The following is a 22608-nucleotide window of genomic DNA, read 5'->3' as shown; positions in this document are numbered from 1 at the left end:
GCTTTATGGCTGAGCCGATTTTACATATTGAAGGCCTTGATAAAAAAATAGGGTCTAAACAGATTTTAAAACAGATCAGCATGGACGTCAGGCAGGGAGAGATTATCGGTCTTCTCGGTCCGAACGGTTCCGGAAAAACGACACTCATCCGCATCATCGTCGGACTGTTAAAACAAAACAGCGGAAGCGTGGCCATCAACGGATTCAAGCATGATACTGAGTTCGAACAAGCGATGGAAGCTGTCGGCGCGATTGTGGAAAACCCTGAGTTTTACCCGTACCTGTCAGGCTGGGAAAACCTCAAACACTTTGCAAATATGCACAAAAAGATAACTGATGAAAGACTGGACGAAGTGGTGGAAAGAGTCGGGCTGACATCAGCGATTGATGATAAAGTGAAAACCTACTCCCTCGGCATGCGCCAGCGTCTCGGCATTGCTCAGGCGATTCTTCACCGGCCGAAGCTTCTCATTTTAGATGAGCCGACAAACGGTCTTGATCCTGCCGGTATGAAGGATTTTCGCGATCATATTAAGGAGCTCGCTGAAGAGGAAGGAACAGCGGTTTTATTCGCTACTCATTTATTGCGTGAAGTTGAAGACCTGTGTGACCGTGTGATCATCATACAAAAAGGCGAGATCAAAGCAGAAGTAAGCCTGAATGGAGCCGGTCAGAAAACGGAGAAAGCCGTTATAGAAGTGCAGCCGGCGGAAAAAGCGCTCGATTGGCTGATGGGCAATGGGTACTCAGCTGAACGTAAAGACGGCTCCATCGTGGTGGATATAGCGAAAGAAAATATACCAGAGCTGAACCGCTCGCTAGTCGGACAAGGACTGAACGTATTTTCAATTATGCCTTATACGCAGTCACTGGAAGACGAATTTATTAAAGCGACAACCGCTCATCAAGAGGAGGGAGAAGAGCTTGTCTAAATTAATATGGAATGAACATATGAAACTCTTTAATCGGAAAGTTACATTTGTTTCGCTTATATTGATGGCCGTTTTTCAATTTTTCATGGCGCTGATCATTAAACGGATCGTTATCAGTGCCGGAACTGACGAAAATTTCATCGGCTACTTTTCCTATACACCGAGCCTGAATATCTTGCTGCAGGCGTTAACCATTGTCATTGCAGCGACGATTATTTCTAATGAATTTGATAAAAAGACAATCAAATTTCTGCTCATACGCCCGGTCAAGCGGCAAAAGGTCTTTTGGTCGAAACTAATGACAGTTGTAATGGTCAGCTTCTATCTTTATCTGGCATACTACATTCTGGCTTTATTATTCGGTCTTGTCTTTTTTGGCACGTCCGTGACATCTGAATCAAAAACATTGTTCATCAACACATTGGAGCTAATCGGCACAAACTGGCTTGAAGCGGTGCTGATGGGATTATTCGGTTTGCTTTGTTCATCACTGTTCCGCAACAGTGCCATTTCAGTTGTTGTTTCTTTTGTTGTTTTATATGGAGCAAGTTCACTTGTGCAAATCATGAAGCTGTTTGAAAACAAATGGGGAAGCTTTTTGCTTTTTGCAAACACGGACTTCACTCAATACAAAAGCGGACAAACGGCTCTGTTTTCAGGCATGACGCCATTGTTCTCTGTAGGGATTATTGTGATTCATGCTGTTTTCTTCATTGCCGTTGCCTGGTGGAGTTTCTGCAAACGGGATGTTCGAATCTAAAGGCAAGGAATGACATTTTTGTGAAAAAGCTCACGTAAATCAATATCATTCAATGTTTTGGTTTATAATAAAGGTACTGACGGAGGTGTCTCGAATTGAGGAACTTTATTACCGCTTTACCGATTGTATTGCTGCTTGGATTCTCATTTGTGTCATTCATGTTTCAGTTTGAACATCTTGTATATTTCAGGCTCGCGCTGGGGTTGTTTTCTCTCGTGGGGCTGTACATGATATATAAAATGAAGACGGGTATCCGTTATTTTATCATATATCTGTATGCAAGCTGGATTGTGCTTGCGGCAGTTACTGCCTTTGAAGAGCCGATTTTCTCAAGCTTTTTCTTCGGCGGATTGGTCATGACAATGGGTTACCTGACTTATATGCTCATTTATCTCGGTATGAAACAAGACCGGGATGCAAATCCGGTTTAAACACGCTGTTCCCTCGGGAACGGCGTGTTTTTCTATCGTGGACAAATTGTTAACAGTTGCGGAATCATGGCTGGAAATCTATAATACATATTAAATTTATCGGAATTGAAAAAATGGGGGGCTGCCGGATGTCATTATTTGTACGGAACGAAAAACAGCGGCAATGGATAGAGAAAATAGGACAGCTAGCGGATGAATTTCAGCAAACAGCCGCTGAGGATGATGAACAGGGACGATTTCCTGCCGAAAAAATACAAAAACTGCGTGATTCGGGATATACGGCGATAACCGTGCCAAAATCCCATGGAGGAGCAGGAATGTCTGTTTACGACATGCTGCTTTTTCAAGAGCGGCTTGCACGGGGAGATGCTCCTGCAGCTCTGAGCATCGGCTGGCATTTAAGCGTGATGGGAGAGCTCGGAGAAGGAAACAGCTGGGATGAAGATGTGTTTGCGTTTATCGCAAAGGAAGTCCAAAACGGCGCCGTGATCAATAGAGCAGCGACAGAAGCGAAAACTGGGAGCCCGACCAGGGGAGGACGCCCCGGGACTGCCGCCGTCAAAAAGGACGGCAAATGGGTGGTGAATGGAAGAAAAACGTTTACGACAATGTCGCAAGCGCTTGATTATTTTTTAGTGACGGCATGGATTGAAGAAAAACAAACAACAGGTGTCGTGTTGGTTCATAAAAATGATCCTGGTGTATCAATTGAAGAAACATGGGATATGATGGCGATGCGGGCTACCGGCAGCCATGATCTTGTATTAAACGAGGTAACGCTGGAGGACAATAAACTGGTGGAGCTGCTTCAAGGGCCGCGGGGAGCAAAGCCAAATGGCTGGCTGCTCCATATTCCGGCGGTTTATCTTGGCGTGGCTCAAGCTGCTAGAGACTATGCGGTGCGCTTTGCCTCCGAGTATTCTCCAAATAGTTTGAAGGGGCCGATCAAGGATGTTCCGGCCGTTCAGCAAAGAACAGGCGAAATGGAGCTTGAATTGCTGAATGCCAGACACTTTCTTTTTCATGCGGCTGAATTGTATGACGATCCGGAGCGCCGCCCTTACTTGAAGAGTGAGCTCGGTGCGGCAAAACATATCGTCACAAACGCCGCGCTTTCTGTTGTAGACAAAGCGATGAGAATTGCAGGGGCCAAAAGCCTCGAACGCACCAATCCGCTTCAGCGCTATTACCGGGATGTGCGCGCCGGTCTCCATAACCCGCCGATGGACGACGCGGTCATTCAAAAGCTGGCCGCAGAAGCCTTTCATTAAATAAAAAAGAGCCTTTGCCGGCTCTTTTTTATGTATTGTTTTGTTCCTGAAGATTCTTCTGATGCTTGCGGTCAATTCTGTCGTAAATGACGTTCATCAGCTTTGGATTGCCCATGATCGCCTCTTTGTTTTCCTGGATCAGCTGTTGGTAGGTTTTTATTTTACGCTTTGGCATGCCCTGGCGCCTCCTGACAATGTTTTGTATTCACTTTCCAGCTCCATCAGCGACAATTCATACAAATGACGCTTGGACTTTTTGTATATACCATTCTGTATTAACAGATGAATGAGATGCTTTTTTCTGATTTCTGCAGACTGAGGTGTCATTGTGTCACCAACCTCCAATCAAACGATATTGATAATCATTATCAATTAATCTCAGTATACAATGCCCTCCACAGCCTGTAAAGGTGAAAACAGTCCTATTCTTTCGTAAGTAAGCAAACCTTCAACATATCGACAAAAAGTTTCCCGGGCAATAATTTGCTGTCGAAATTTCCCTCCTCGTTGAGAATCGCTGCTGCTATTTTTCATGTTTTTAACCATACTATGTAATAGAATGGAGGCTGGTATTCAATGGGGAGGACAGATAATCTTAAAAAGGGAGAAAAAGGAGCACTCCTCAATATTTTGGCATATATCATTCTTGCTGCAGTAAAGCTGACAATCGGAATACTGTATCATTCTGAAGCGCTGAGAGCAGACGGGTTAAACAATGGGACAGATATTGTGGCGTCAATAGCGGTGCTGATCGGACTGCGTATTTCCCAAAGGCCGGCTGACAGTGACCATCCATATGGCCATTATCGGGCTGAAACAATTTCGTCCCTTATTGCGTCTTTTATTATGATGGCTGTTGGAATTGAAGTGTTAATCGGCGGAGGAAAAGCGATTGCGGGCGGCACATCAGAAACGCCAAGCCTTATCGCGGCGTGGACGGCTTTAGTCAGTGCAGTGTTTATGTACGGCATCTATTTATATAACAAAAGACTCGCAGCATCCATTAAAAGCTCTGCACTTATGGCGGCGGCGAAGGACAGCAGGTCAGACGCATTTGTAAGTGCCGGAGCGTTTATCGGTGTTTTTTCGTCCCAGCTGCAGCTGGCCTGGATAGATCCGGTTACGGCTTTTATTATCGGAATCATCATTTGCAAGACAGCCTGGGATATCTTCAAAGACGCTTCGCATTCATTAACGGACGGGTTCCATTTGAAAGATCTTGAACCTTATAAACAGACTGTCGGCCGGATAGAAAATGTGCATCGTCTTAAGGACGTGAAAGCGCGATACTTGGGCAGCACAGTACATATAGAGATGGTCATTACAGTGGATCCGAAGCTGACAGTAGAGGAAGGCCACGGGGTCGCAGATGAGGTAGAAAACAAAATAAAACATGAACACGATGTCACTCATGTTCATGTTCACGTAGAGCCCGACGACATAAAATAGGGCTGCTGATCGAATTAGCTTATATGTTCTGATAAGAATTCAGTCACTTCTTCAGGCGTTTTGGCATTGGCGCTGTGAAGATGGCCTGTTTTTTCTCCATTTTTGAAAATGAGCAGGCTTGGAATACCCATTACCTGATATATTTCAGCCAGTTCAGGAAGGTCGTCCTTATTCAGCTCGTACCAATCGTTTTGATTGTACGTTTCCAAAATATCGCCGATGAACATATTCATGCGTGTGCAGTCAGGGCACCAATCAGCATAAAACTTTACAATGATTTCTTTATCAGATTGAATCAATTCATTAAATTGTTCTTTTGTTGTGATTTTTTTCATATGTCACATCTCCTTTTCAATGCCATTTTAATATAAAATAAAAAGGAATTACATACAAATGCATTCAGCTTCAGCATGCCCAAAAATAATTAGATCATTTTCTTGTGAAAGTGATAAGATAGTAAAGATGAATTGTAGTGGGGGGAGTATCCATTGAAAACAAGTCTAGGATTAGTGTACGGCGGTAAGTCAGCCGAACATAATGTTTCGCTTCAGACAGCTCTGGCTGTAACAAAAGCGCTAAATACTGAGAAGTTTGATATACATCCAATTTATATAACTGAAAAAGGCGAATGGATAAGAGGCGCACGTTTAACAGAGCCTGTTTCCAACGTAAAAATGCTTCAGCTTGAGCAGGGCGGAACTGCTTTTTCTCCATCTGCTCTAAACCAGGAGATGTTTCCGCAGGAAGTGTCACAACAAAATGAAGCAATTGATGTCGTCTTCCCGCTCCTGCACGGCCCGAACGGAGAGGACGGAACGATTCAGGGAATGCTTGAACTTTTAAATATTCCTTATGTCGGCAACGGTGTGCTCGCTTCCTCAGCTGGTATGGATAAAGTTGTCATGAAGCATTTGTTTGCGCAAGCCGGCCTTGCACAGGCGAAATACACAGCCTTCCTTAAAAAAGACTGGACTCGTTCTCCAGAAGAAAGCTGCGAGCAAGTAGAACAAGAATTGGGCTACCCTTGCTTCGTGAAGCCGGCCAACCTTGGCTCAAGCGTCGGAATCAGCAAATGCCGAAACCGTGAAGAACTGCAAAAAGCGTTTGAGCTGGCGTTCCAATATGACCGGAAAGTCGTAGTCGAAGAAGGCATCAACGGCCGCGAAATTGAAATCGGCGTTCTCGGAAATGATGATCCTAAATGCTCTGCAGTTGGAGAAATCGCACCTAAGACAGATTTCTACGATTACAAAGCGAAATACGAGGATGGAGACACTGACCTGATTATTCCTGCGGCTGTAACAGATGAGGAATACGCGAAAATCAGTGACATGGCGATCAGAGCGTTTAAATCAATTGACGGTTCAGGACTTGTCAGAGCGGACTTTTTCCTGACAGCTGACGGCGAAGTGCTGATCAATGAAGTAAACACGATGCCTGGTTTTACACCGTTCAGCATGTTCCCGCTTCTCTGGAAAGAAGCCGGAGTTGAATACGCTGACCTCATTGAACAGCTTGTAGAGCTGGCTAAAGAACGCCACGCTGAAAAACAATTGATTAAACATACATTCTAAATGAAGACGGACACTGCCGGTAAAAGGGCAGTGTCTTTTCCCGTATATCACCAAAAGAAAGAGAGGGACCTTACTTGATTAAGCGAACCGTAAAAAAAATTGCCGAAATGGTCAAAGGCACACTGACAAACCCGCAATATGAAAATACAGTCATTCATGGAGTTGCTACAGATACAAGAAAGCTGGAAAGCAATCAGCTTTTCATCCCGCTGAAAGGGGAACATTTTAACGGCCACACTTTTGTGCCGCAGGCTTTTGAAGCTGGTGTGTCTGCCGTTCTGTGGAACCGCTCGGAACCAAATCCGCCCGAGAATCAAGCTGTGATTCTGGTGGAAGATACATTGTCTGCACTCCAGCAGCTTGCAAAAGCTTATTTACAGGAGCTGGGCACACGTGTCATCGGGGTAACAGGAAGCAACGGCAAAACGACGACCAAAGACATGATTCACACTGTCCTGCAAACGCGGTACCGCGTCCATAAAACAGGAGGAAACTTCAACAACCATATCGGGCTGCCGCTTACAGTGTTAGCGATGCCTGAAGATACAGAAATTGCCGTACTGGAAATGGGAATGAGCGCAAAAGGAGAAATTGACCTCCTGAGCCGCCTGGCAAATCCGGATGCGGCTGTGATAACGAATATCGGCGAATCCCACATGCAGGATCTTGGTTCAAGAGAAGGCATTGCGGAAGCGAAACTGGAAATTATCAACGGCCTGAAAGAAGACGGTGTGCTGATTTATATCGGAGACGAACCGCTCTTGCAAAAGGACTACAGCTGCCAAACGAAAACGTATGGTACTGGGGCGCAAAACGATTATCAGCTGCAGGATGTCAGCCAGAGTGAAGCGGGAACCCATTTTACGATCAAAGGCATAGAAAAAACGTTTTTTATCCCTATACTGGGCAAACATAATGTGATGAACGCCATGGCGGCAATCGCTGCAGGGGCTTATTTCGGCATCACACCTGAGGATGCGGCAAAAGGATTAAGCGGCCTGAAGGTCACCGGCATGAGACTTGAATTGATGAAAACAGACAGCGGCATTTCTATTATTAATGACGCTTATAACGCGAGCCCGACGTCGATGAAGGCTGCAATCCAACTGACAGAAAGCCTTGAAGGATACGGGAAGAAAATGGTCGTGCTCGGAGACATGCTTGAACTCGGCGATCTTGAAGAAACGTTCCATAAAGAATGCGGCGCTGTGATCAGCCCGGACAAAATTGACCACGTCTTTACGTATGGAAAACTTGGGGCATTTATCGCGGAAGGTGCGATGGAACATTTTAGCGAAGAACGCATCAGCCACTTCAGCGACAAAAAAGATCTCACTCAGGCCCTGAAGAATAAAGCGGCAAAGGGAGATTTGATTTTATTCAAGGCGTCAAGAGGTATGAAGCTTGAAGAAATCGTTAAAGATTTAATGGAGAGCCCGTTTTCTTAAAAAATCCTGCGGAAAAAAGCAGATTGCAATCATAAAATAAAAATGATGTGCAGACACTAATGTATGCCGGCCCGAAATAATTTATGTATGACCGGCTGAGGCTATGGTACAATAATGACAGGTTTATTTCGCGATACGAAAATATGTGTACGGACCGCCACCCGCTGACCTTAGGTTTTCCGCGGACACAAGGAGCGGGATTGGGCATCGTCCGGCATATTTGGTTAGCAGGTCAGCGAGCGCATTCAAAATGCTGATCTGCTTACCGCGTTATTGAAAAACAAGTAGTGTAATGGTAAGATAAAACTTAAAGTAATTCGGGCTTTGTATACGTAAGGATCCTGTCCTTTTTCCATGGAGGGCAGTTTTTAAGTGGTAAATCACGACATTACTGAAACAGCAATTAGAAGGAGTTTGAATAATTTGACTATAACGTTTCAAGATTTTCAATTAAGTTCTGATCTCATGAAGGCAATTAACCGTATGGGATTTGAAGAAGCAACGCCGATTCAGGCACAAACGATTCCGCTCGGACTTTCAAATAAAGATGTCATTGGACAAGCGCAAACAGGTACAGGTAAAACAGCTGCGTTTGGTATACCCCTTGTTGAGAAAATTAACCCCGAGTCTCCTAATATTCAAGCAATCGTAATCGCACCAACCCGTGAACTAGCCATTCAAGTATCTGAAGAATTATATAAAATCGGACAAGATAAACGTGCGAAAGTTCTTCCTATTTACGGTGGGCAGGATATTGGACGACAAATCCGGGCGTTAAAGAAAAATCCGCATATCATTGTCGGAACACCGGGACGTCTTCTTGACCACATTAACCGCCGCACGATTCGTTTAAACAATGTAAATACTGTTGTAATGGATGAAGCGGATGAAATGCTGAATATGGGGTTCATCGACGACATCGAATCTATTCTTTCAAATGTGCCGAGCGAGCATCAGACGCTTCTGTTCTCAGCTACAATGCCAGCGCCGATCAAACGCATTGCAGAGCGTTTCATGACTGAGCCTGAACACGTAAAAGTAAAAGCAAAAGAAATGACTGTTTCTAACATTCAGCAGTTCTATTTGGAAGTACAGGAACGTAAAAAGTTCGACACACTGACTCGTCTTCTTGACATTCAGTCTCCTGAGCTTGCGATTGTATTCGGACGTACAAAACGCCGTGTTGATGAACTGGCAGAAGCCCTGAACCTTCGCGGATATGCAGCTGAAGGAATTCATGGTGATTTAACGCAGGCGAAACGTATGGTTGCGCTTCGCAAATTTAAAGAAGGTGCAATCGAAGTACTTGTTGCAACTGATGTTGCAGCTCGCGGACTCGATATCTCAGGTGTTACACACGTGTACAACTTCGACGTGCCTCAAGATCCTGAAAGCTATGTTCACCGTATCGGAAGAACAGGCCGCGCAGGTAAAACAGGTATGGCGATGACGTTTATCACACCGCGTGAGAAAAGCATGCTTCGCGCAATTGAACAAACAACGAAACGCAAAATGGACCGCATGAAAGAGCCGACACTTGATGAAGCGTTAGAAGGCCAGCAGCAGGTTACAGTTGATCGTCTTCGTACGACAATCAGCGAAAACAACTTGAACTTCTACATGACAGCGGCAGCTGAGCTGCTTGAAGATCATGATGCAGTGACAGTGGTTGCAGCGGCTATCAAAATGGCTACAAAAGAGCCGGATAGCACGCCTGTTCGCTTAACGGACGAAGCGCCGATGATCGGCAAACGCTACAAAAACCAACGCACTTCTAAACGCAGAGACGGACAAGGCGGCGGTTACCGGGGCGGTAAAGGGAAAAGCAACAACCGTTCTTCCTATGATAAAAAGCGTTCAAACGATCGCCGTTCTTCAGGTGACAGACGCCAGAAAAAATCATACTAATTCTGTAAAGAATATAAGAGCCTAAAACATGAGTTGTTTTGGGCTTTTTTTATGTTCAAAAATTCATGGACATTAAGCAAACTTTCAGCTGACGGCACCGTTTTTTCTATGTATGCTTAAAGATGAAACTTTTTCTGCATAAGTGCGTATAAGTAACGATGATAAAAACGGGAGGTAGGTATTTTGAGAAAGCAGCCAAAAAACCAAATCAGTCCAGACGGATTAAAGGTTTGGCGACTTCAAGAGATAATCATATCCGCTGTCTGCTTGCTTATTGTCATAGCAGTTGCAGTGTTCAGTTATTTTTTTCATTGGCCGTACTGGATCAGCGGCGTGCTCGGCGCAGTTTGGCTGCTGGGTTCGGTTGTGACGATTTATCTGATTCCAAAGATCCGGCACAAAGTGTGGCGTTATGAAGTTCATGAAAACGAAATAGATATTCAATCAGGTATCTTTGTTGTGACACGCGTGATCGTGCCGATGGTCAGGGTTCAGCACGTAGACACATCGCAAGGGCCGTTATTAAGAAAATACAATCTGGCAACAGTGAAAATCTCCACGGCAGCAACTGTGCATTCAATTCCTGCTTTAGAGATGGAGGAAGCGGATCAGCTGAGAGACTCCATTTCGCGCCTGGCAAGGGTGACTGACGATGATGTCTGAACCGAAACGCCTTCACCCGGCGGCAGTCATTTTGAATTTATCCCATACCATTATTCAAACGATAAAAAATATTATTCTGCCATTCTTTTTTGTGTATATCGTCAACTCTAATCATACTGTCCGTTTTTACGGAGCCATCGCGCTCGGCGTTTTGTTCATCTGGCTCGTGGCAGCAAGCATCATCAAATGGAGAAAGTTTTCCTATCGAATCGAAGATGATGAATTCAGAATCGAAGAAGGCTTGTTTGTGACGAAAAAGAGGTATATATCGATTGACCGGATTCAAACGATGAATACGAGTGCGGGTGTGGTCCAGCAAATTTTCAAGCTTGTCAAACTGCAAATTGAAACGGCTGGCGGCGGCAAAGAGGCGGAAGCGGTATTGTCGGCTATATCAGTTGAAGAAGCTGAAAGAATCAAAGAAGCCGTATTCAAGAAAAAAGCAGAAAGAAATTCAATCGATACCGATGAAGGCCTGTCAGGAGATAAAGAGGCGCTCCCGGATGCAGAGCCGCAGGTGAACTACAGCATGAATGCAAAAGAATTACTTATGGCCGCTTCAACTTCCGGAGGAATCGGCGTGATTATCTCTGCTGTATTTGCGCTCATTTCTCAGCTGGATGAGGTGCTGCCGATGGATTGGCTCTTTAAGAAATTCTCCTTTCTGCAGCACGCCAATATAGGCATATACGCCGTACTTATATTTATTGGTTTATTTATCACCTGGATTCTCAGCATAGCCGGCATGATGTTCAAATATGCTAACTTTCAAATCATGAAAAAAGAGCAGGAATTGGTGATTTCAAGGGGTATTATTGAAAAACACCAAGTCACCATACCGCTTCGCAAAATACAAGCCATCAAAATAAAAGAAAACATCATCCGCCAGCTTTTCGGTTTTGCGACGGTGTCAATCGTCAGCGCGGGCGGCGGAGGAGACCCGGAAAAAGCAGAGGGCGCTTCGACCATTCTGTTTCCGATGATCCACAAAAAAAAGCTTCCCGGCATGCTGCGTACTTTTACGCCGGAATACACGCTGGAAGAAAATCGCCGCCATCTGCCGCGGCGCGCATTGAAGCGGTACTTATTCCGCTCAACCATTTTCTCCATCTTTTTCATCATTCCGCTGTGTATTTTCTTTCAGCCATGGGGTTATCTCTCGATTGTCCTGCTGCCGATTGAATTGTTTTTCGGGTATCTTGCTTATAAAGATGCGGCCTGGGTGATCAGCGGAGACCGTCTCCAGCTGACATCGAGATTTATCGGCAGAACGACTGCAATTGTGTTGAGAAAGCGAATGCAGGTATGCAAAGCGAGCCAATCTTATTTTCAAAAGAAGGGGAAGCTGTATACCATTTCCACCTCGGTAAAATCGTCAAGCCATATGGAAGAATTAACGGTGAGAGATGTGGGAGAAGAGGATGCAGATTTCATTTTAAATTGGTACTCATATGAAAAAGCGGACGGTTAATACCGCCGCTCTTTTTTTTGCACACATAAAAAAGACAGGAGAAACCCGCCGCAAAGTCCAAACAGGTGGGCCATCATGTTAATATTGGAGTTGATAAACGACATGAGAACGGCAAAGGCAAGCAATGTGATAATCATTTTGGAGTTGTCCTGCCCGATCAGCTCTTTACGATAAAGAACCATAAACAGATAAACGCCGAACAGCCCGAAAATCGCGCCGGAAGCCCCGACATGCACATAATCCAGCGGTTCTGTAAAATACGTGCCGATGTTTCCGATCATTCCGGAGCCTGCATACACAAGAAGGAAGCGCGCTTTTCCAAGCATTCGTTCCAGAGCCGGCGCAAATAAAAAGATGGACATTGAATTAAACAGCAAATGGGTAAACCCTGCGTGAAGAAAAATCGGCGTGACCAGCCGCCACCATTCACCGTTAGCGACGCCAAGGTTATAGCCTGTGACAGCGTCTCTCCACAACACGACTGAAGGAACAGGAAGTGAAAAGAAAAGCCAGAGAACGGCCTGAGCAGCCAATATAAAGGTGACAACGGGATAAAGCCTGATAAAGGTTTGAAAGTTTTCAGTCCGTATAAACATGCCGAGCCCCATTTCATCATTTTGGTATTTCTATAGTAACACGTTTATGAGACAAACCATTCAAATAGTACAAGCGCAAAGGAGGGTGTAAAACATGATTTACGGTATAGGATTAGACATCGTTGAGCTTAAGCGGATCGCTTCAATGGCCGATCGCCAGAAACGATTTGCCGAGCGTATTTTAACAGGCGGCGAACTTGCTCAGTATCATGAGCTTTCTGAGAAAAGAAAAATTGAATTTCTCGCAGGAAGATTTGCGGCAAAAGAAGCTTTTTCGAAAGCATACGGCACAGGAATAGGCAAGAAATTAAGTTTTCAAGATATTGAAGTGACAAAAAATTCGAATGGCAAGCCTTTTATTGTTTGCGCAAAGCTGAGCCAAGCCGCTGTTCATGTGTCAATCACTCATACGAAGGAATATGCGGCTGCACAGGTTGTTATTGAAAGGTTGTCAAGCTAGTCTGCATATTAGGGACACCCCTCTCATATATTTGATAATGCATTAAGGGAGACGAGTTGTTTGAGGCTTTTATGGTACGCCTCTGTTCTGTTTAACCGTGTACCGAGCGTACCGTTAAAGTCAAACAAGCGATTTCTTCCTTTTACATCAATTGAGAAAAAGGGGTTGAAAAAGGTGAGAAAAAGCTTTGTTTTGCTTTTAACGGGACTGCTGGCTGTCCTTATTCTTTCTGCCTGCGGACAAAAATCACAGGAAGATGTCGTTACCGGGCTGGACGAGAAGGCGAAAGAATATACCTCGTACAAAGCAAAAGCAAAAATGACCATTGAGACAGGGAGTGACCCGCAAGTATACAATGTGGAAATCTGGCACAAAAAACCGTCTCTGTACCGGGTCTATTTGGAAAATCCGAAAAAGGACCAAAACCAAGTCATTTTACGAAATGAAAACGGAGTATTTGTTCTCACACCGTCTTTAAATAAGAGCTTCAGGTTTCAAAGCGACTGGCCAAACAACAGCAGCCAAGTCTATTTGTTTGAATCGCTTGTAAAGGATGTTCAAAATGATTCGGATGCAGTCTTCACTTCAAAAGAATCAGAATACGTATTTGAAACAAAAACGAACTATCAGCATAACAAAATGCTTCCGACACAAGAAATCACATTTAACAAGAAGGACATGAGCCCGCTATCTGTCAAAGTCATGGATACCGACCGTAAAGTGATGGTGAAAGTAGAGTTCAGCAGCTTCCAATTCAATAAGCAATTTGACAAAGAGTCCTTTGATGAAAAGAAAAATATGACCCTTTCTCAAATGGATGTCGCCACTAGCGCGAAGCCTTCCGACTCTTTTGCCGTCAAAACGCCGCTTGAACTGCCGCTAGGCGTAAAACTGCTTGAAGAAAAAGATATTTCAACGGAAGATGGCAAGCGCGTCATCATGACTTACGGCGGAGAAAAATCGTTTACCTTAATTCAGGAAAAAGCCCAGGTTGCGAAAGCGTCCTCCTCAGTCACGCTGAACGCGGAACCGGTGAATCTCGGCTACACAATCGGCGCTTTGTCAGATGCTTCGCTAACATGGACTTACGAAGGCGTGGATTATCTTCTGTCATCAAAAGATCTTTCACAAGAGGAGATGGTGACAATCGCCAAAAGCATGAAGGGACAATCATCCAAATAATCTCCTAAAGGCCGAATCAAATTTGGCCTTTTTTTCGTCAGGCAGAATTTCACTTTGCCCTATAATTTTAGTATGATATGTAAATGATATTGAATAAACGCTAGGAAGTGTCATAAATGAGCACAAAACCTTTTTACAGAGACACGTGGGCGGAAATTGATCTGTCCGCGATTAAAGAAAATGTCAGTAATATGAAAAAACACATCGGTGAACATGTCCACCTGATGGCGGTTGTGAAAGCAAATGCCTACGGACATGGGGATGCCGAAGTAGCGAAGGCGGCTCTTGAGTCAGGTGCTTCATGCTTAGCCGTGGCGATCTTGGATGAAGCGATTTCTCTTCGCCAGCGGGGCCTGAAAGCGCCTATATTGGTGCTCGGCGCGGTTCCTCCGGAGTATGTGAAAATCGCGGCGGAATACGATGTGACGTTAACGGGTTATTCTGTTGAATGGCTTCAGGAAGCTGCGCGCCACCTCAAGAAAGCTTCCCTTCATTTTCATCTGAAAGTCGATACGGGAATGAACAGGCTCGGCGTAAAAACAGAAGAAGAGATTCATCACGTGATGAAAATTCTGGAGCGCAACCCAGGCTTAAAATGCAAAGGGGTCTTCACTCATTTTGCGACTGCTGATGAAAAACAAAGAGACTACTTTCTGATGCAGTTTGAACGCTTTAAAGAATTGATTGCTCCTCTGCCTTTAAAGAAAATGATGGTTCACTGCGCCAACAGCGCCGCCGGCCTGCGTCTGAAAAAAGGCTTTTTTAACGCGGTCAGATTTGGCATCGGCATGTACGGCCTGCGTCCGTCAGCGGAAATTACCGATGAAATCCCGTTTAAACTGCGTCCCGCATTCACCCTGCATTCGACCCTGTCGCATGTCAAAAAGGTACATAAAGGGGAAAGTGTCAGCTACGGGGCGGAATACACGGCGGAAAAAGACACATGGATCGGAACGGTACCCGTTGGCTATGCGGACGGCTGGCTCCGCCAATTAAAGGGAACAGAGATACTCGTGAAAGGAAAACGGCTGAAAATCGCCGGCCGAATCTGCATGGACCAATTTATGGTGGAGCTGGATCAGGAATATCCGCCGGGCTCAAAAGTCACATTGATCGGCTGCCAGGGGGATGAATATATTTCCATGGATGAGGTCGCAGGCAGGCTCGAAACCATTAACTACGAGGTGGCTTGTACAATAAGTTCCCGCGTTCCCCGTATGTTTTTGGAAAATGGGAGTATAATGGAAGTAAGAAACCCTTTATTGCAGGGGAATGCAAGCGAATAGCTCATATCACGATAGAGAATTTTTAAAACAGCTTTGCTTGAAGAGTGAATAATGGTATCATTATCACTGGATGGATAAAAGAGTCGTATCCGTAAGTTTGGTGGAGGTGTATGTTTTTTGTCTGAATCCAGCGCAAGAACCGAAATGAAAATCAGCTTGCCCGAAAACCTAGTAGCTGAATTGGATGGTGTAGCGATGCGGGAGAAACGAAGCAGAAACGAACTGATATCACAAGCAGTGAGAGCCTATGTCAGCGAACGAACAACTCGTCACAACCGTGATTTGATGAGACGCGGCTATATGGAAATGGCGAAAATCAACCTGAACATTTCTTCCGAGGCTCACTTTGCGGAGTGCGAGGCTGAAACGACAGTTGAGCGCTTAGTCAGCGGAGGATAATCATTTGATTGTGAAACGCGGCGATGTTTATTTTGCTGATTTATCTCCTGTTGTTGGCTCAGAGCAAGGCGGGGTGCGCCCGGTTTTAGTGATCCAAAATGACATCGGAAATCGCTTCAGCCCAACTGCTATTGTTGCAGCCATAACAGCCCAAATACAGAAAGCGAAATTACCAACCCACGTCGAAATTGATGCAAAACGCTACGGTTTTGAAAGAGATTCCGTTATTTTGCTGGAGCAAATTCGGACGATTGACAAGCAAAGGTTAACGGATAAGATTACTCATCTGGATGATGAAATGATGGATAAGGTTGATGAAGCCTTACAGATCAGTTTGGCACTCATTGATTTTTAGTAATATTTACCTGGTTGCTCAAATAGAGCAACTTTTTTTGTTTTCAAAAAACATTAACGATATAATAGTGGAATAACGAAAAAATATGTTGTTTTTTATCGGGAGGTAAGCGAATTTGATGTCGAATCAGACTGTCTATCAGTTCATAGCCGAGAATCAAAATGAACTGCTTCAATTGTGGACTGACACACTAAAAGAATTAAGTGAACAAGAATCATATCAGCTGACTGACCAAGTTTATGAAAATATATCTAAAGAATATATCGACATTCTGCTTTCATCTGTTAATGATGAGAGCGCTGCTGAAAGCCAAATCAGCGAACTGGCGCTGAGAGCCGTTCAAATCGGACTTTCTTTGAAGTTTCTGGCTACGGCGCTTGCTGAATTCTGGAAGCGTCTCTACACGAAGATGAACGATAAGAGATTGCCAGATCAAGAGAGTACAGAATTAATCTGGCAGATTGACCGCTTCTTCAGTCCGATTAATACAGAAATTTTTAATCAGTACTCCATCTCATGGGAAAAAACAGTATCCCTGCAAAAAATCGCACTGCAGGAGCTTTCTGCGCCGCTGATCCCGGTTTTTGAAAATATAACGGTCATGCCGCTGGTCGGAACGATTGATACGGAACGCGCAAAACGAATTATGGAGAATCTGCTTAACGGCGTTGTCAAACACCGTTCCCAAGTCGTGCTGATCGATATTACCGGTGTGCCTGTCGTCGATACGATGGTTGCCCATCATATTATTCAGGCGTCTGAAGCGGTAAGGCTTGTCGGAGCGAAATGCCTGCTTGCCGGAATCCGTCCGGAAATCGCCCAGACGATCGTTAACCTTGGCATTGATTTATCCCAAGTTATTACTAAGAATACCCTGCAAAAAGGAATTCAAACAGCATTGGAAATGACGGATCGAAAAATCGTTTCATTGGGGGAATAATATTGTGAGACATCCGAAAATCCCGATCTTGAAACTGTATAATTGCTTATTAGTATCTATTCAATGGGAACTAGATGATCAAACCGCATTAACCTTTCAAGAAGACTTATTAAATAAAATATACGAAACAGGTGCAAACGGTGTCGTCATTGACCTGACATCTGTGGATATGATTGATTCATTTATCGCCAAAGTGCTGGGTGATGTCATCACAATGTCTAAGTTAATGGGCGCAAAAGTTGTCTTAACCGGCATTCAGCCCGCCGTTGCGGTGACGCTGATTGAACTTGGAATCGCGCTTGAGGAAATCGAAACGGCGCTCGACTTAGAGCAAGGGCTTGAGACATTGAAGCGGGAATTGGGGGAATAGCTATGAACGACCAATCCTGTGTAAAGATCATGACAGAATGGGATATCGTGGCAGCCAGACAGCTAGGGCGAAACGTTGCAAAAGAGCTGGGGTTCGGCACAGTAGACCAGGCAAGAATCACAACGGCTATATCAGAATTAGCCAGAAATATTTATTTATATGCCGGCAAGGGCCAGATTGGAATTGAACAGGTTGCAGACAGAGGAAAAATGGGCCTGAAAATTATAGCGGAAGACAAAGGGCCGGGAATTCCTGATATCCGAAAAGTCATGGAAGACGGGTTTTCAACGTCAGGCGGACTGGGAGCGGGACTTCCCGGCGTGAAAAGGCTGATGGATGAATTTAGCTTAAATTCCGTAACGGGGGAAGGAACAGAGATACAAGCCATAAAATGGCTTCGGTAGGAGGTTAGAAAGTGGATTTTAGGGAGGTTATTGAGCAGCGGTACCATCAGCTGCTTAACCGATATATAGCCGAATTAACAGAAACATCTTTATATCAAGCCCAAAAATTCAGCCGAAAAACAATCGAGCATCAAATTCCTCCGGAAGAAATCATCAGTATTCACCGAAAAGTGCTGAAGGAACTGTATCCGAGTCTCCCGGAAGATGTTTTTCATTCGCTGGATTTTTTAATAGAAGTCATGATTGGATATGGAATGGCTTATCAGGAGCATCAAACTCTCAGAGGGATACAGCAGGAAATTAAATCAGAAATTGAAATCGCAGCTAATGTACAGCAGACGCTTCTGGGAACAAAAATTCCGGAGGAAGAAGCGCTGGACATCGGCGCGATCAGTGTGCCCGCCAAACAGATGAGCGGTGATTATTACCATTTTGTTAAAGACAAAGAGTCCATTAATATTGCCATTGCTGACGTCATCGGCAAAGGAATTCCGGCAGCTTTATGTATGTCTATGATTAAATACGCGATGGATTCTTTGCCGGAAACGGGCATTCACCCTTCACAGGTGCTGAAAAACTTGAATCGTGTTGTTGAACAAAACGTTGATGCCAGTATGTTTATTACGATGTTTTATGCCAATTACAATACGGACAGTCATCGATTTACATATGCTTCAGCGGGACATGAACCGGGATTCTACTATTCTCAAAAAGACAATGCATTTTACGATTTAGAAGCTAAAGGGCTGGTTCTCGGGATCTCGCAGGATTATGACTACCGGCAATTTGACCAGTATCTCGAAAAGGGAGATATGATTGTTTTATTTTCTGACGGCGTTACAGAATGCAGGACAGAAAACGGTTTCTTGGAGCGTCTTGATATACAGAAGCTCATTGAGGAACATATGTGTTGCTCTGCGCAGGAAATGGTCAAAAACATATATGACAGCCTCCTCAAATTGCAGGATTTTCAGCTTCACGATGATTTTACGTTAATTGTTTTAAGAAGAAAGGTTTAGCGTTTGCCAGCCGAGGGTATACAACAACTATGATTTAAAGGATACTTTGAGGTGATATGAATGAATATAAATGTTGATGTGCGACAGAATGTGAATGATATACAAGTAAACATTGCAGGAGAAATTGATGTGTATTCAGCTCCGGTTCTCAGAGAAAAACTCGTTCCTCTGGCAGAACAAGGCGCTGACTTAAGGATTTGCCTGAAGGATGTCAGCTACATGGACAGTACCGGGCTTGGCGTCTTTGTAGGTGTATTTAAAACAGTGAAAAAACAAGGCGGTTCGCTCAAGCTTGAAAATCTGTCTGACCGCCTGATCCGTCTGTTTGAAATTACAGGTCTAAAGGACATCATTGATATTTCTGCAAAGTCAGAAGGTGGAGTGCAATGAAGAACAAAGCTGATTACATCGAAATGAAAGTGCCGGCCCAGCCTGAATACGTAGGGATTATACGGCTGACTCTGTCAGGCGTCGCTAGCAGAATGGGCTATACGTACGATGAGATTGAAGATTTGAAAATCGCAGTGAGTGAAGCGTGTACAAATGCGGTTCAGCACGCATATAAAGAAGACAAAAACGGGGAAGTGTCAATCCGATTCGGTGTGTTCGAGGATCGTTTAGAGGTCATTGTGGCGGATGAAGGCGACAGCTTTGATTTTGATGAAAAGCAGCAGGATCTTGGACCGTACACACCTTCACACACAGTCGATCAATTATCAGAAGGAGGGCTCGGTCTATATTTAATGGAAACGCTCATGGATGAAGTCAGAGTGCAAAACAACTCCGGCGTCACCGTAGCGATGACAAAGTATTTAAATGGGGAGCGAGTTGATCATGACACAACCATCAAAAACTACGAAACTAACTAAGGATGAAGTCGATCGGCTCATAAGCGATTACCAAACAAAACAAGATGAACAGGCACAGGAAACGCTTGTGCAGGTGTATACAAATCTGGTTGATATGCTTGCGAAGAAATACTCAAAAGGCAAAAGCTTCCACGAAGATCTCCGCCAGGTCGGCATGATCGGGCTTCTCGGCGCAATAAAACGCTACGATCCCGTGGTGGGCAAATCGTTTGAAGCTTTTGCGATTCCGACAATTATCGGGGAGATTAAACGTTTCCTTAGAGATAAGACGTGGAGCGTTCATGTTCCGAGACGAATCAAAGAACTGGGGCCGAGAATCAAAATGGCGGTCGATCAGCTGACGACAGAAACACAAAGGTCGCCGAAAGTGGAAGAGATTGCTGAATTCCTCGATGTATCAGAGGAAGAGGTTCTTGAAACCATGGAGATGGGGAAAAGCTATCAAGCCTTATCTGTAGATCACAGCATTGAAGCAGATGCGGACGGAAGCACAGTTACCATTCTCGATATCGTCGGATCACAGGAGGATGGATATGAACGGGTGAACCAGCAAATGATGCTGCAAAGCGTGCTTCATGTCCTTTCAGACCGTGAAAAACAAATCATAGACCTAACGTACATTCAAAACAAAAGCCAAAAAGAAACTGGGGACATTCTCGGTATATCTCAAATGCACGTCTCGCGTCTGCAGCGCAAAGCTGTGAAGAAGCTTAGAGAGGCCTTGATTGAAGATCCCTCCATGGAGTTAATGTAATGATCCAGGTTGAAGAAAACCAGCATATTCAAACCCTTGTATACCAACTGAATAAAGAAGGAAAATCCATTTGCGGCGACAGCTTTTTTATGAAAGCTGATGATAAAGAATTGATTTGTGCGGTAGCTGACGGTCTTGGAAGCGGATCGCTTGCCAACGAATCTTCTTCAGCAATCAAAGACTTAGTGGAAAACTATGCGAACGAAGACGTACAAAGCATTATCGAACGCTGTAATCAGGCGATGAGAAACAAAAGAGGGGCGACAGCTTCTATCTTAAAAATCAACTTTGAACAAAGGCAGTTTACGTACTGCTCCGTCGGAAATGTACGTTTTATCCTGCATTCCCCGTCTGGTGAAAGCTTTTATCCTCTGCCGATTTCAGGCTATTTATCAGGCAAGCCGCAAAAATACAAAACGCACACCGCTACCTATGAAAAGGGTTCTAAGTTCATTATACATACAGATGGACTCAACGTACCCGATATCCGCTCCCATTTGAAAAAAGGCCAATCGGTAGAAGACATATCGAATTCACTGAAAATGTACACGACATCAAGAAAAGACGATCTGACATATATTCTTGGGCAGCTGTCCTAGAAGAGTAGAAAAAAGAAGCTGGGAAAGCCGGCTTCTTTTTTTTTGTGATTGACTATTAGTAAGTGCACTTATTATAATTAATAAGTGTACTTATTATTTAGGGGGGATTACAAATGTGGAAATATGAATACACTGCAATATCAGATGCGGCACCAGAAGAAATCTGGAAATATTATCAGCACCCAGAATCCTGGAAACAGTGGGATGCGGGCATCACATCAGCTTCTCTGAAAGGGCCGTTTCAAAATGAAACGGAAGGAGCATTGCTTTTGCGAGGAAATACAGTTCCATTTTGGCTTGAACATGTGGAGAAGCATCAATCATTTTCTGTCATATCCCACCTTCCGAATACAAATGTAAAAATGGAATTTTATCATGTACTGCAAAAGCGACAAGAGGGTCTAAACATCACGCATGGGGTTGTATTGGAAGGCGCAGAAGCAAAAAAATGGGGAGAAAAAATCGGGCAGGAACTGTCTAAAGACATCCCAGAGTCAGTCAACTGCCTTGTCCGTCTTTGCCAAGGAATGCTAAAATGAACACAAAATATTGGGTTGGCGTCGTGTCAGAGCAGCATGTTTTAAAAGGGACCGCCGGCGGATTTGCCCAAGTATGCCACGGTAAAAAAGCGCCTCTTGCCAGGATGAAAGAGAATGATTGGCTTATTTATTATTCTCCGCGAGATGCATATCCGGACGGCAGGCTGCTGCGATGTTTTACCGCTATCGGAAAAGTGAAGAGCGGAAACGTCTATCAATATCAAATGGCTCCGGACTTTATCCCATACCGGTTAGACATTGATTACTTTCCGTGTGAAAAAATAGGTTTTTACGATATTAAATCTCAGTTGGAATTTGTTCAGGAAACAAATCATCTCGGGCTTTTATTTCGAAGAGGGCACTTTGAAATCAGCAAAAATGATTTTTTGACAATATCACAAGCGATGGGAGTAATATAAGTGAAATGGCACTCTGAATTTAGCGGACCGAACACAAGTCCAGGTTTTTTATTATGGCAGGTCACACAAAGCTGGCAGCGGAAAATAGGGAAAGCATTGGCTGAGCATGACCTTACCCACGTTCAATTTGTTCTCCTGACCTCATGCAAGTATATGATTGCTCATGGAGAAACCGTCACGCAAAAAAAACTCGCAGGCTTCAGCCAGACCAATATCATGATGGTATCAGAGGTTGTGCGGACGCTTGAGAAAAAGGGATTTATCCAAAGAAGCAAAAATCCTCAGGATAAAAGGGAAGTTCTTCTGTCATTAACAGAAACAGGAGAGGAAAGAGTAACCTCTGCTCTGCCGATTGTCGAGCGGATTGACCAATCTTTTTTTGAAGCAGCCATGATAAAAGAGAACTTTCTAAGCGGCTTACAGGAACTCTTGAAAAATGAATAAAAATACGGGCAGCGGCAGCTGTCTTTTTTTATGTGTTTTTTTCTGTTTTTGATACACTAGAGTAAG

At 44.2% G+C, this 22608-nt stretch carries 28 protein-coding genes and 2 pseudogenes; 26 read left to right on the top strand and 4 right to left on the bottom strand.

Annotation, left to right across the window (positions count from 1 at the left end):
* The first annotated feature begins 5 nt into the window (after window positions 1–5).
* The 4 genes from ACQVGS_RS19620 to ACQVGS_RS19605 all read left to right on the top strand — a co-directional run bounded on the left by ACQVGS_RS19620 (window position 6) and on the right by ACQVGS_RS19605 (window position 3394).
* Window positions 6–932 carry an ABC transporter ATP-binding protein gene (locus ACQVGS_RS19620; protein ID WP_106020960.1) on the top strand — a complete coding sequence of 309 codons (927 nt, stop codon included), beginning with the start codon at window positions 6–8 and terminating at the stop codon, window positions 930–932.
* Window positions 933–951: 19 nt separating this feature from the next.
* A complete protein-coding gene (locus tag ACQVGS_RS19615; RefSeq protein WP_232351029.1) occupies window positions 952–1692 on the top strand; it encodes an ABC transporter permease in 741 nt (246 codons plus the stop codon).
* Window positions 1693–1787: 95 nt separating this feature from the next.
* Complete coding sequence (locus ACQVGS_RS19610; protein ID WP_003225151.1) at window positions 1788–2123, top strand: hypothetical protein; 336 nt, start codon at window positions 1788–1790, stop codon at window positions 2121–2123.
* A gap of 128 nt (window positions 2124–2251) precedes the next feature.
* A complete protein-coding gene (locus ACQVGS_RS19605) occupies window positions 2252–3394 on the top strand; it encodes an acyl-CoA dehydrogenase family protein (protein WP_105991472.1) in 1143 nt (380 codons plus the stop codon).
* 28 nt (window positions 3395–3422) lie between these two features.
* Here ACQVGS_RS19605 and fbpB read toward each other — a convergent pair whose 3' ends face one another.
* Together fbpB and ACQVGS_RS19595 are read right to left on the bottom strand one after the other, a co-directional pair.
* Window positions 3423–3569, bottom strand: coding sequence for a Fur-regulated basic protein FbpB (gene fbpB / locus ACQVGS_RS19600; RefSeq protein WP_010333101.1), 147 nt, complete (start codon window positions 3567–3569; stop codon window positions 3423–3425).
* Window positions 3556–3721 (bottom strand): annotated as a pseudogene (locus tag ACQVGS_RS19595) (Fur-regulated basic protein FbpA). Before ACQVGS_RS19595 ends, fbpB begins: the two are co-directional and overlap by 14 nt.
* Window positions 3722–3970: 249 nt before the next feature.
* Here ACQVGS_RS19595 and ACQVGS_RS19590 point away from each other — a divergent pair.
* The gene (locus ACQVGS_RS19590) at window positions 3971–4843 is read left to right on the top strand and encodes a cation diffusion facilitator family transporter (protein WP_106020958.1); all 873 of its coding nucleotides are present in this window, start codon (window positions 3971–3973) and stop codon (window positions 4841–4843) included.
* A 14-nt stretch (window positions 4844–4857) separates the two neighbouring features.
* Here the strand turns inward: ACQVGS_RS19590 and ACQVGS_RS19585 are convergent, their stop codons facing one another.
* Window positions 4858–5178: a thioredoxin family protein gene (locus ACQVGS_RS19585; RefSeq protein WP_106020956.1), complete on the bottom strand. Its 321-nt coding sequence runs from the start codon at window positions 5176–5178 to the stop codon at window positions 4858–4860.
* A 153-nt stretch (window positions 5179–5331) separates the two neighbouring features.
* Between ACQVGS_RS19585 and ACQVGS_RS19580 the strand changes: the two genes are divergently transcribed.
* From ACQVGS_RS19580 to ACQVGS_RS19560, 5 genes are all read left to right on the top strand, one after another.
* Complete coding sequence (locus tag ACQVGS_RS19580; protein WP_095714122.1) at window positions 5332–6417, top strand: D-alanine--D-alanine ligase; 1086 nt, start codon at window positions 5332–5334, stop codon at window positions 6415–6417.
* 74 nt (window positions 6418–6491) lie between these two features.
* The gene (locus tag ACQVGS_RS19575) at window positions 6492–7865 is read left to right on the top strand and encodes a UDP-N-acetylmuramoyl-tripeptide--D-alanyl-D-alanine ligase (RefSeq protein ID WP_106020954.1); all 1374 of its coding nucleotides are present in this window, start codon (window positions 6492–6494) and stop codon (window positions 7863–7865) included.
* A gap of 423 nt (window positions 7866–8288) precedes the next feature.
* Window positions 8289–9773 (top strand): degradosome RNA helicase CshA, encoded by a 1485-nt coding sequence (gene cshA, locus ACQVGS_RS19570; RefSeq protein WP_044161742.1) that lies wholly within the window; start codon window positions 8289–8291, stop codon window positions 9771–9773.
* A gap of 183 nt (window positions 9774–9956) precedes the next feature.
* Window positions 9957–10436 carry a PH domain-containing protein gene (locus tag ACQVGS_RS19565; RefSeq protein ID WP_106020952.1) on the top strand — a complete coding sequence of 160 codons (480 nt, stop codon included), beginning with the start codon at window positions 9957–9959 and terminating at the stop codon, window positions 10434–10436.
* Window positions 10426–11907, top strand: coding sequence for a PH domain-containing protein (locus ACQVGS_RS19560; RefSeq protein WP_106020950.1), 1482 nt, complete (start codon window positions 10426–10428; stop codon window positions 11905–11907). The genes ACQVGS_RS19565 and ACQVGS_RS19560 overlap by 11 nt, the downstream gene beginning before the upstream one ends.
* On the opposite strand, the gene ACQVGS_RS19555 is transcribed toward ACQVGS_RS19560, so the two are convergent.
* A complete protein-coding gene (locus tag ACQVGS_RS19555; RefSeq protein ID WP_024120294.1) occupies window positions 11904–12503 on the bottom strand; it encodes a rhomboid family intramembrane serine protease in 600 nt (199 codons plus the stop codon). The genes ACQVGS_RS19560 and ACQVGS_RS19555 overlap by 4 nt on opposite strands.
* 94 nt (window positions 12504–12597) lie before the next feature.
* Here ACQVGS_RS19555 and acpS point away from each other — a divergent pair, with 94 nt between their 5' ends.
* The 16 genes and pseudogenes from acpS to ACQVGS_RS19475 all read left to right on the top strand — a co-directional run bounded on the left by acpS (window position 12598) and on the right by ACQVGS_RS19475 (window position 22542).
* Window positions 12598–12963: a holo-ACP synthase gene (gene acpS, locus ACQVGS_RS19550; RefSeq protein WP_106020948.1), complete on the top strand. Its 366-nt coding sequence runs from the start codon at window positions 12598–12600 to the stop codon at window positions 12961–12963.
* Between the two features lie 165 nt (window positions 12964–13128).
* The gene (locus tag ACQVGS_RS19545; RefSeq protein WP_106021112.1) at window positions 13129–14145 is read left to right on the top strand and encodes a LolA family protein; all 1017 of its coding nucleotides are present in this window, start codon (window positions 13129–13131) and stop codon (window positions 14143–14145) included.
* Window positions 14146–14261: 116 nt separating this feature from the next.
* Window positions 14262–15431: an alanine racemase gene (gene alr, locus ACQVGS_RS19540; protein ID WP_024120297.1), complete on the top strand. Its 1170-nt coding sequence runs from the start codon at window positions 14262–14264 to the stop codon at window positions 15429–15431.
* 117 nt (window positions 15432–15548) lie between these two features.
* Window positions 15549–15830, top strand: coding sequence for a type II toxin-antitoxin system antitoxin EndoAI (gene endB / locus ACQVGS_RS19535; protein ID WP_003225183.1), 282 nt, complete (start codon window positions 15549–15551; stop codon window positions 15828–15830).
* 4 nt (window positions 15831–15834) lie between these two features.
* Entirely contained in the window at window positions 15835–16185 is a 351-nt protein-coding gene (gene ndoA / locus ACQVGS_RS19530) for a type II toxin-antitoxin system endoribonuclease NdoA (RefSeq protein ID WP_003156187.1), read from the top strand.
* 115 nt (window positions 16186–16300) lie between these two features.
* Complete coding sequence (gene rsbRA, locus ACQVGS_RS19525; RefSeq protein WP_081638235.1) at window positions 16301–17125, top strand: RsbT co-antagonist protein RsbRA; 825 nt, start codon at window positions 16301–16303, stop codon at window positions 17123–17125.
* A gap of 4 nt (window positions 17126–17129) precedes the next feature.
* Entirely contained in the window at window positions 17130–17495 is a 366-nt protein-coding gene (rsbS, locus tag ACQVGS_RS19520; RefSeq protein ID WP_003225190.1) for an RsbT antagonist protein RsbS, read from the top strand.
* A gap of 2 nt (window positions 17496–17497) precedes the next feature.
* On the top strand, window positions 17498–17899 hold the full coding sequence (gene rsbT, locus ACQVGS_RS19515) for a serine/threonine-protein kinase RsbT (protein ID WP_106020946.1): 402 nt from the start codon (window positions 17498–17500) through the stop codon (window positions 17897–17899).
* Between the two features lie 11 nt (window positions 17900–17910).
* Window positions 17911–18918: a phosphoserine phosphatase RsbU gene (gene rsbU, locus ACQVGS_RS19510; protein WP_024120300.1), complete on the top strand. Its 1008-nt coding sequence runs from the start codon at window positions 17911–17913 to the stop codon at window positions 18916–18918.
* 60 nt (window positions 18919–18978) lie between these two features.
* Window positions 18979–19308 (top strand): anti-sigma factor antagonist RsbV, encoded by a 330-nt coding sequence (rsbV, locus tag ACQVGS_RS19505; RefSeq protein WP_024120301.1) that lies wholly within the window; start codon window positions 18979–18981, stop codon window positions 19306–19308.
* Window positions 19305–19787 carry an anti-sigma B factor RsbW gene (gene rsbW, locus ACQVGS_RS19500; protein WP_024120302.1) on the top strand — a complete coding sequence of 161 codons (483 nt, stop codon included), beginning with the start codon at window positions 19305–19307 and terminating at the stop codon, window positions 19785–19787. Before rsbV ends, rsbW begins: the two co-directional genes overlap by 4 nt.
* Entirely contained in the window at window positions 19753–20541 is a 789-nt protein-coding gene (gene sigB, locus ACQVGS_RS19495) for an RNA polymerase sigma factor SigB (protein WP_024120303.1), read from the top strand. The genes rsbW and sigB overlap by 35 nt, the downstream gene beginning before the upstream one ends.
* Window positions 20541–21140 carry a phosphoserine phosphatase RsbX gene (rsbX, locus tag ACQVGS_RS19490; protein ID WP_024120304.1) on the top strand — a complete coding sequence of 200 codons (600 nt, stop codon included), beginning with the start codon at window positions 20541–20543 and terminating at the stop codon, window positions 21138–21140. Before sigB ends, rsbX begins: the two co-directional genes overlap by 1 nt.
* Before the next feature lie 113 nt (window positions 21141–21253).
* Entirely contained in the window at window positions 21254–21679 is a 426-nt protein-coding gene (locus tag ACQVGS_RS19485) for an SRPBCC family protein (protein ID WP_491830434.1), read from the top strand.
* Window positions 21676–22115: pseudogene (locus ACQVGS_RS19480) on the top strand (EVE domain-containing protein). The gene ACQVGS_RS19485 and the pseudogene ACQVGS_RS19480 overlap by 4 nt, the downstream one beginning before the upstream one ends.
* Complete coding sequence (locus tag ACQVGS_RS19475) at window positions 22099–22542, top strand: MarR family winged helix-turn-helix transcriptional regulator (protein WP_087992953.1); 444 nt, start codon at window positions 22099–22101, stop codon at window positions 22540–22542. The pseudogene ACQVGS_RS19480 and the gene ACQVGS_RS19475 overlap by 17 nt, the downstream one beginning before the upstream one ends.
* The last annotated feature ends 66 nt before the right edge of the window (window positions 22543–22608 follow it).

The sequence above is a fragment of the Bacillus sp. SD127 genome (assembly GCF_058566445.1).
This window is presented reverse-complemented; position numbering and strand designations above follow the sequence as displayed.

Bases quoted from the DNA above. Each gene is read 5' to 3' on its own strand.
- ACQVGS_RS19620 (WP_106020960.1), top strand. From the start codon at position 6: ATGGCTGAGCCGATTTTACATATTGAAGGCCTTGATAAAAAAATAGGG.
- ACQVGS_RS19615 (WP_232351029.1), top strand. From the start codon at position 952: ATGAAACTCTTTAATCGGAAAGTTACATTTGTTTCGCTTATATTGATG.
- ACQVGS_RS19605 (WP_105991472.1), top strand. From the start codon at position 2,252: ATGTCATTATTTGTACGGAACGAAAAACAGCGGCAATGGATAGAGAAA.
- fbpB (WP_010333101.1), bottom strand. From the start codon at position 3,569: ATGCCAAAGCGTAAAATAAAAACCTACCAACAGCTGATCCAGGAAAAC.
- ACQVGS_RS19590 (WP_106020958.1), top strand. From the start codon at position 3,971: ATGGGGAGGACAGATAATCTTAAAAAGGGAGAAAAAGGAGCACTCCTC.
- ACQVGS_RS19585 (WP_106020956.1), bottom strand. From the start codon at position 5,178: ATGAAAAAAATCACAACAAAAGAACAATTTAATGAATTGATTCAATCT.
- ACQVGS_RS19560 (WP_106020950.1), top strand. From the start codon at position 10,426: ATGATGTCTGAACCGAAACGCCTTCACCCGGCGGCAGTCATTTTGAAT.
- ACQVGS_RS19555 (WP_024120294.1), bottom strand. From the start codon at position 12,503: ATGTTTATACGGACTGAAAACTTTCAAACCTTTATCAGGCTTTATCCC.
- acpS (WP_106020948.1), top strand. From the start codon at position 12,598: ATGATTTACGGTATAGGATTAGACATCGTTGAGCTTAAGCGGATCGCT.
- alr (WP_024120297.1), top strand. From the start codon at position 14,262: ATGAGCACAAAACCTTTTTACAGAGACACGTGGGCGGAAATTGATCTG.
- rsbT (WP_106020946.1), top strand. From the start codon at position 17,498: ATGAACGACCAATCCTGTGTAAAGATCATGACAGAATGGGATATCGTG.
- rsbV (WP_024120301.1), top strand. From the start codon at position 18,979: ATGAATATAAATGTTGATGTGCGACAGAATGTGAATGATATACAAGTA.
- rsbW (WP_024120302.1), top strand. From the start codon at position 19,305: ATGAAGAACAAAGCTGATTACATCGAAATGAAAGTGCCGGCCCAGCCT.
- sigB (WP_024120303.1), top strand. From the start codon at position 19,753: ATGACACAACCATCAAAAACTACGAAACTAACTAAGGATGAAGTCGAT.
- rsbX (WP_024120304.1), top strand. From the start codon at position 20,541: ATGATCCAGGTTGAAGAAAACCAGCATATTCAAACCCTTGTATACCAA.
- ACQVGS_RS19485 (WP_491830434.1), top strand. From the start codon at position 21,254: ATGTGGAAATATGAATACACTGCAATATCAGATGCGGCACCAGAAGAA.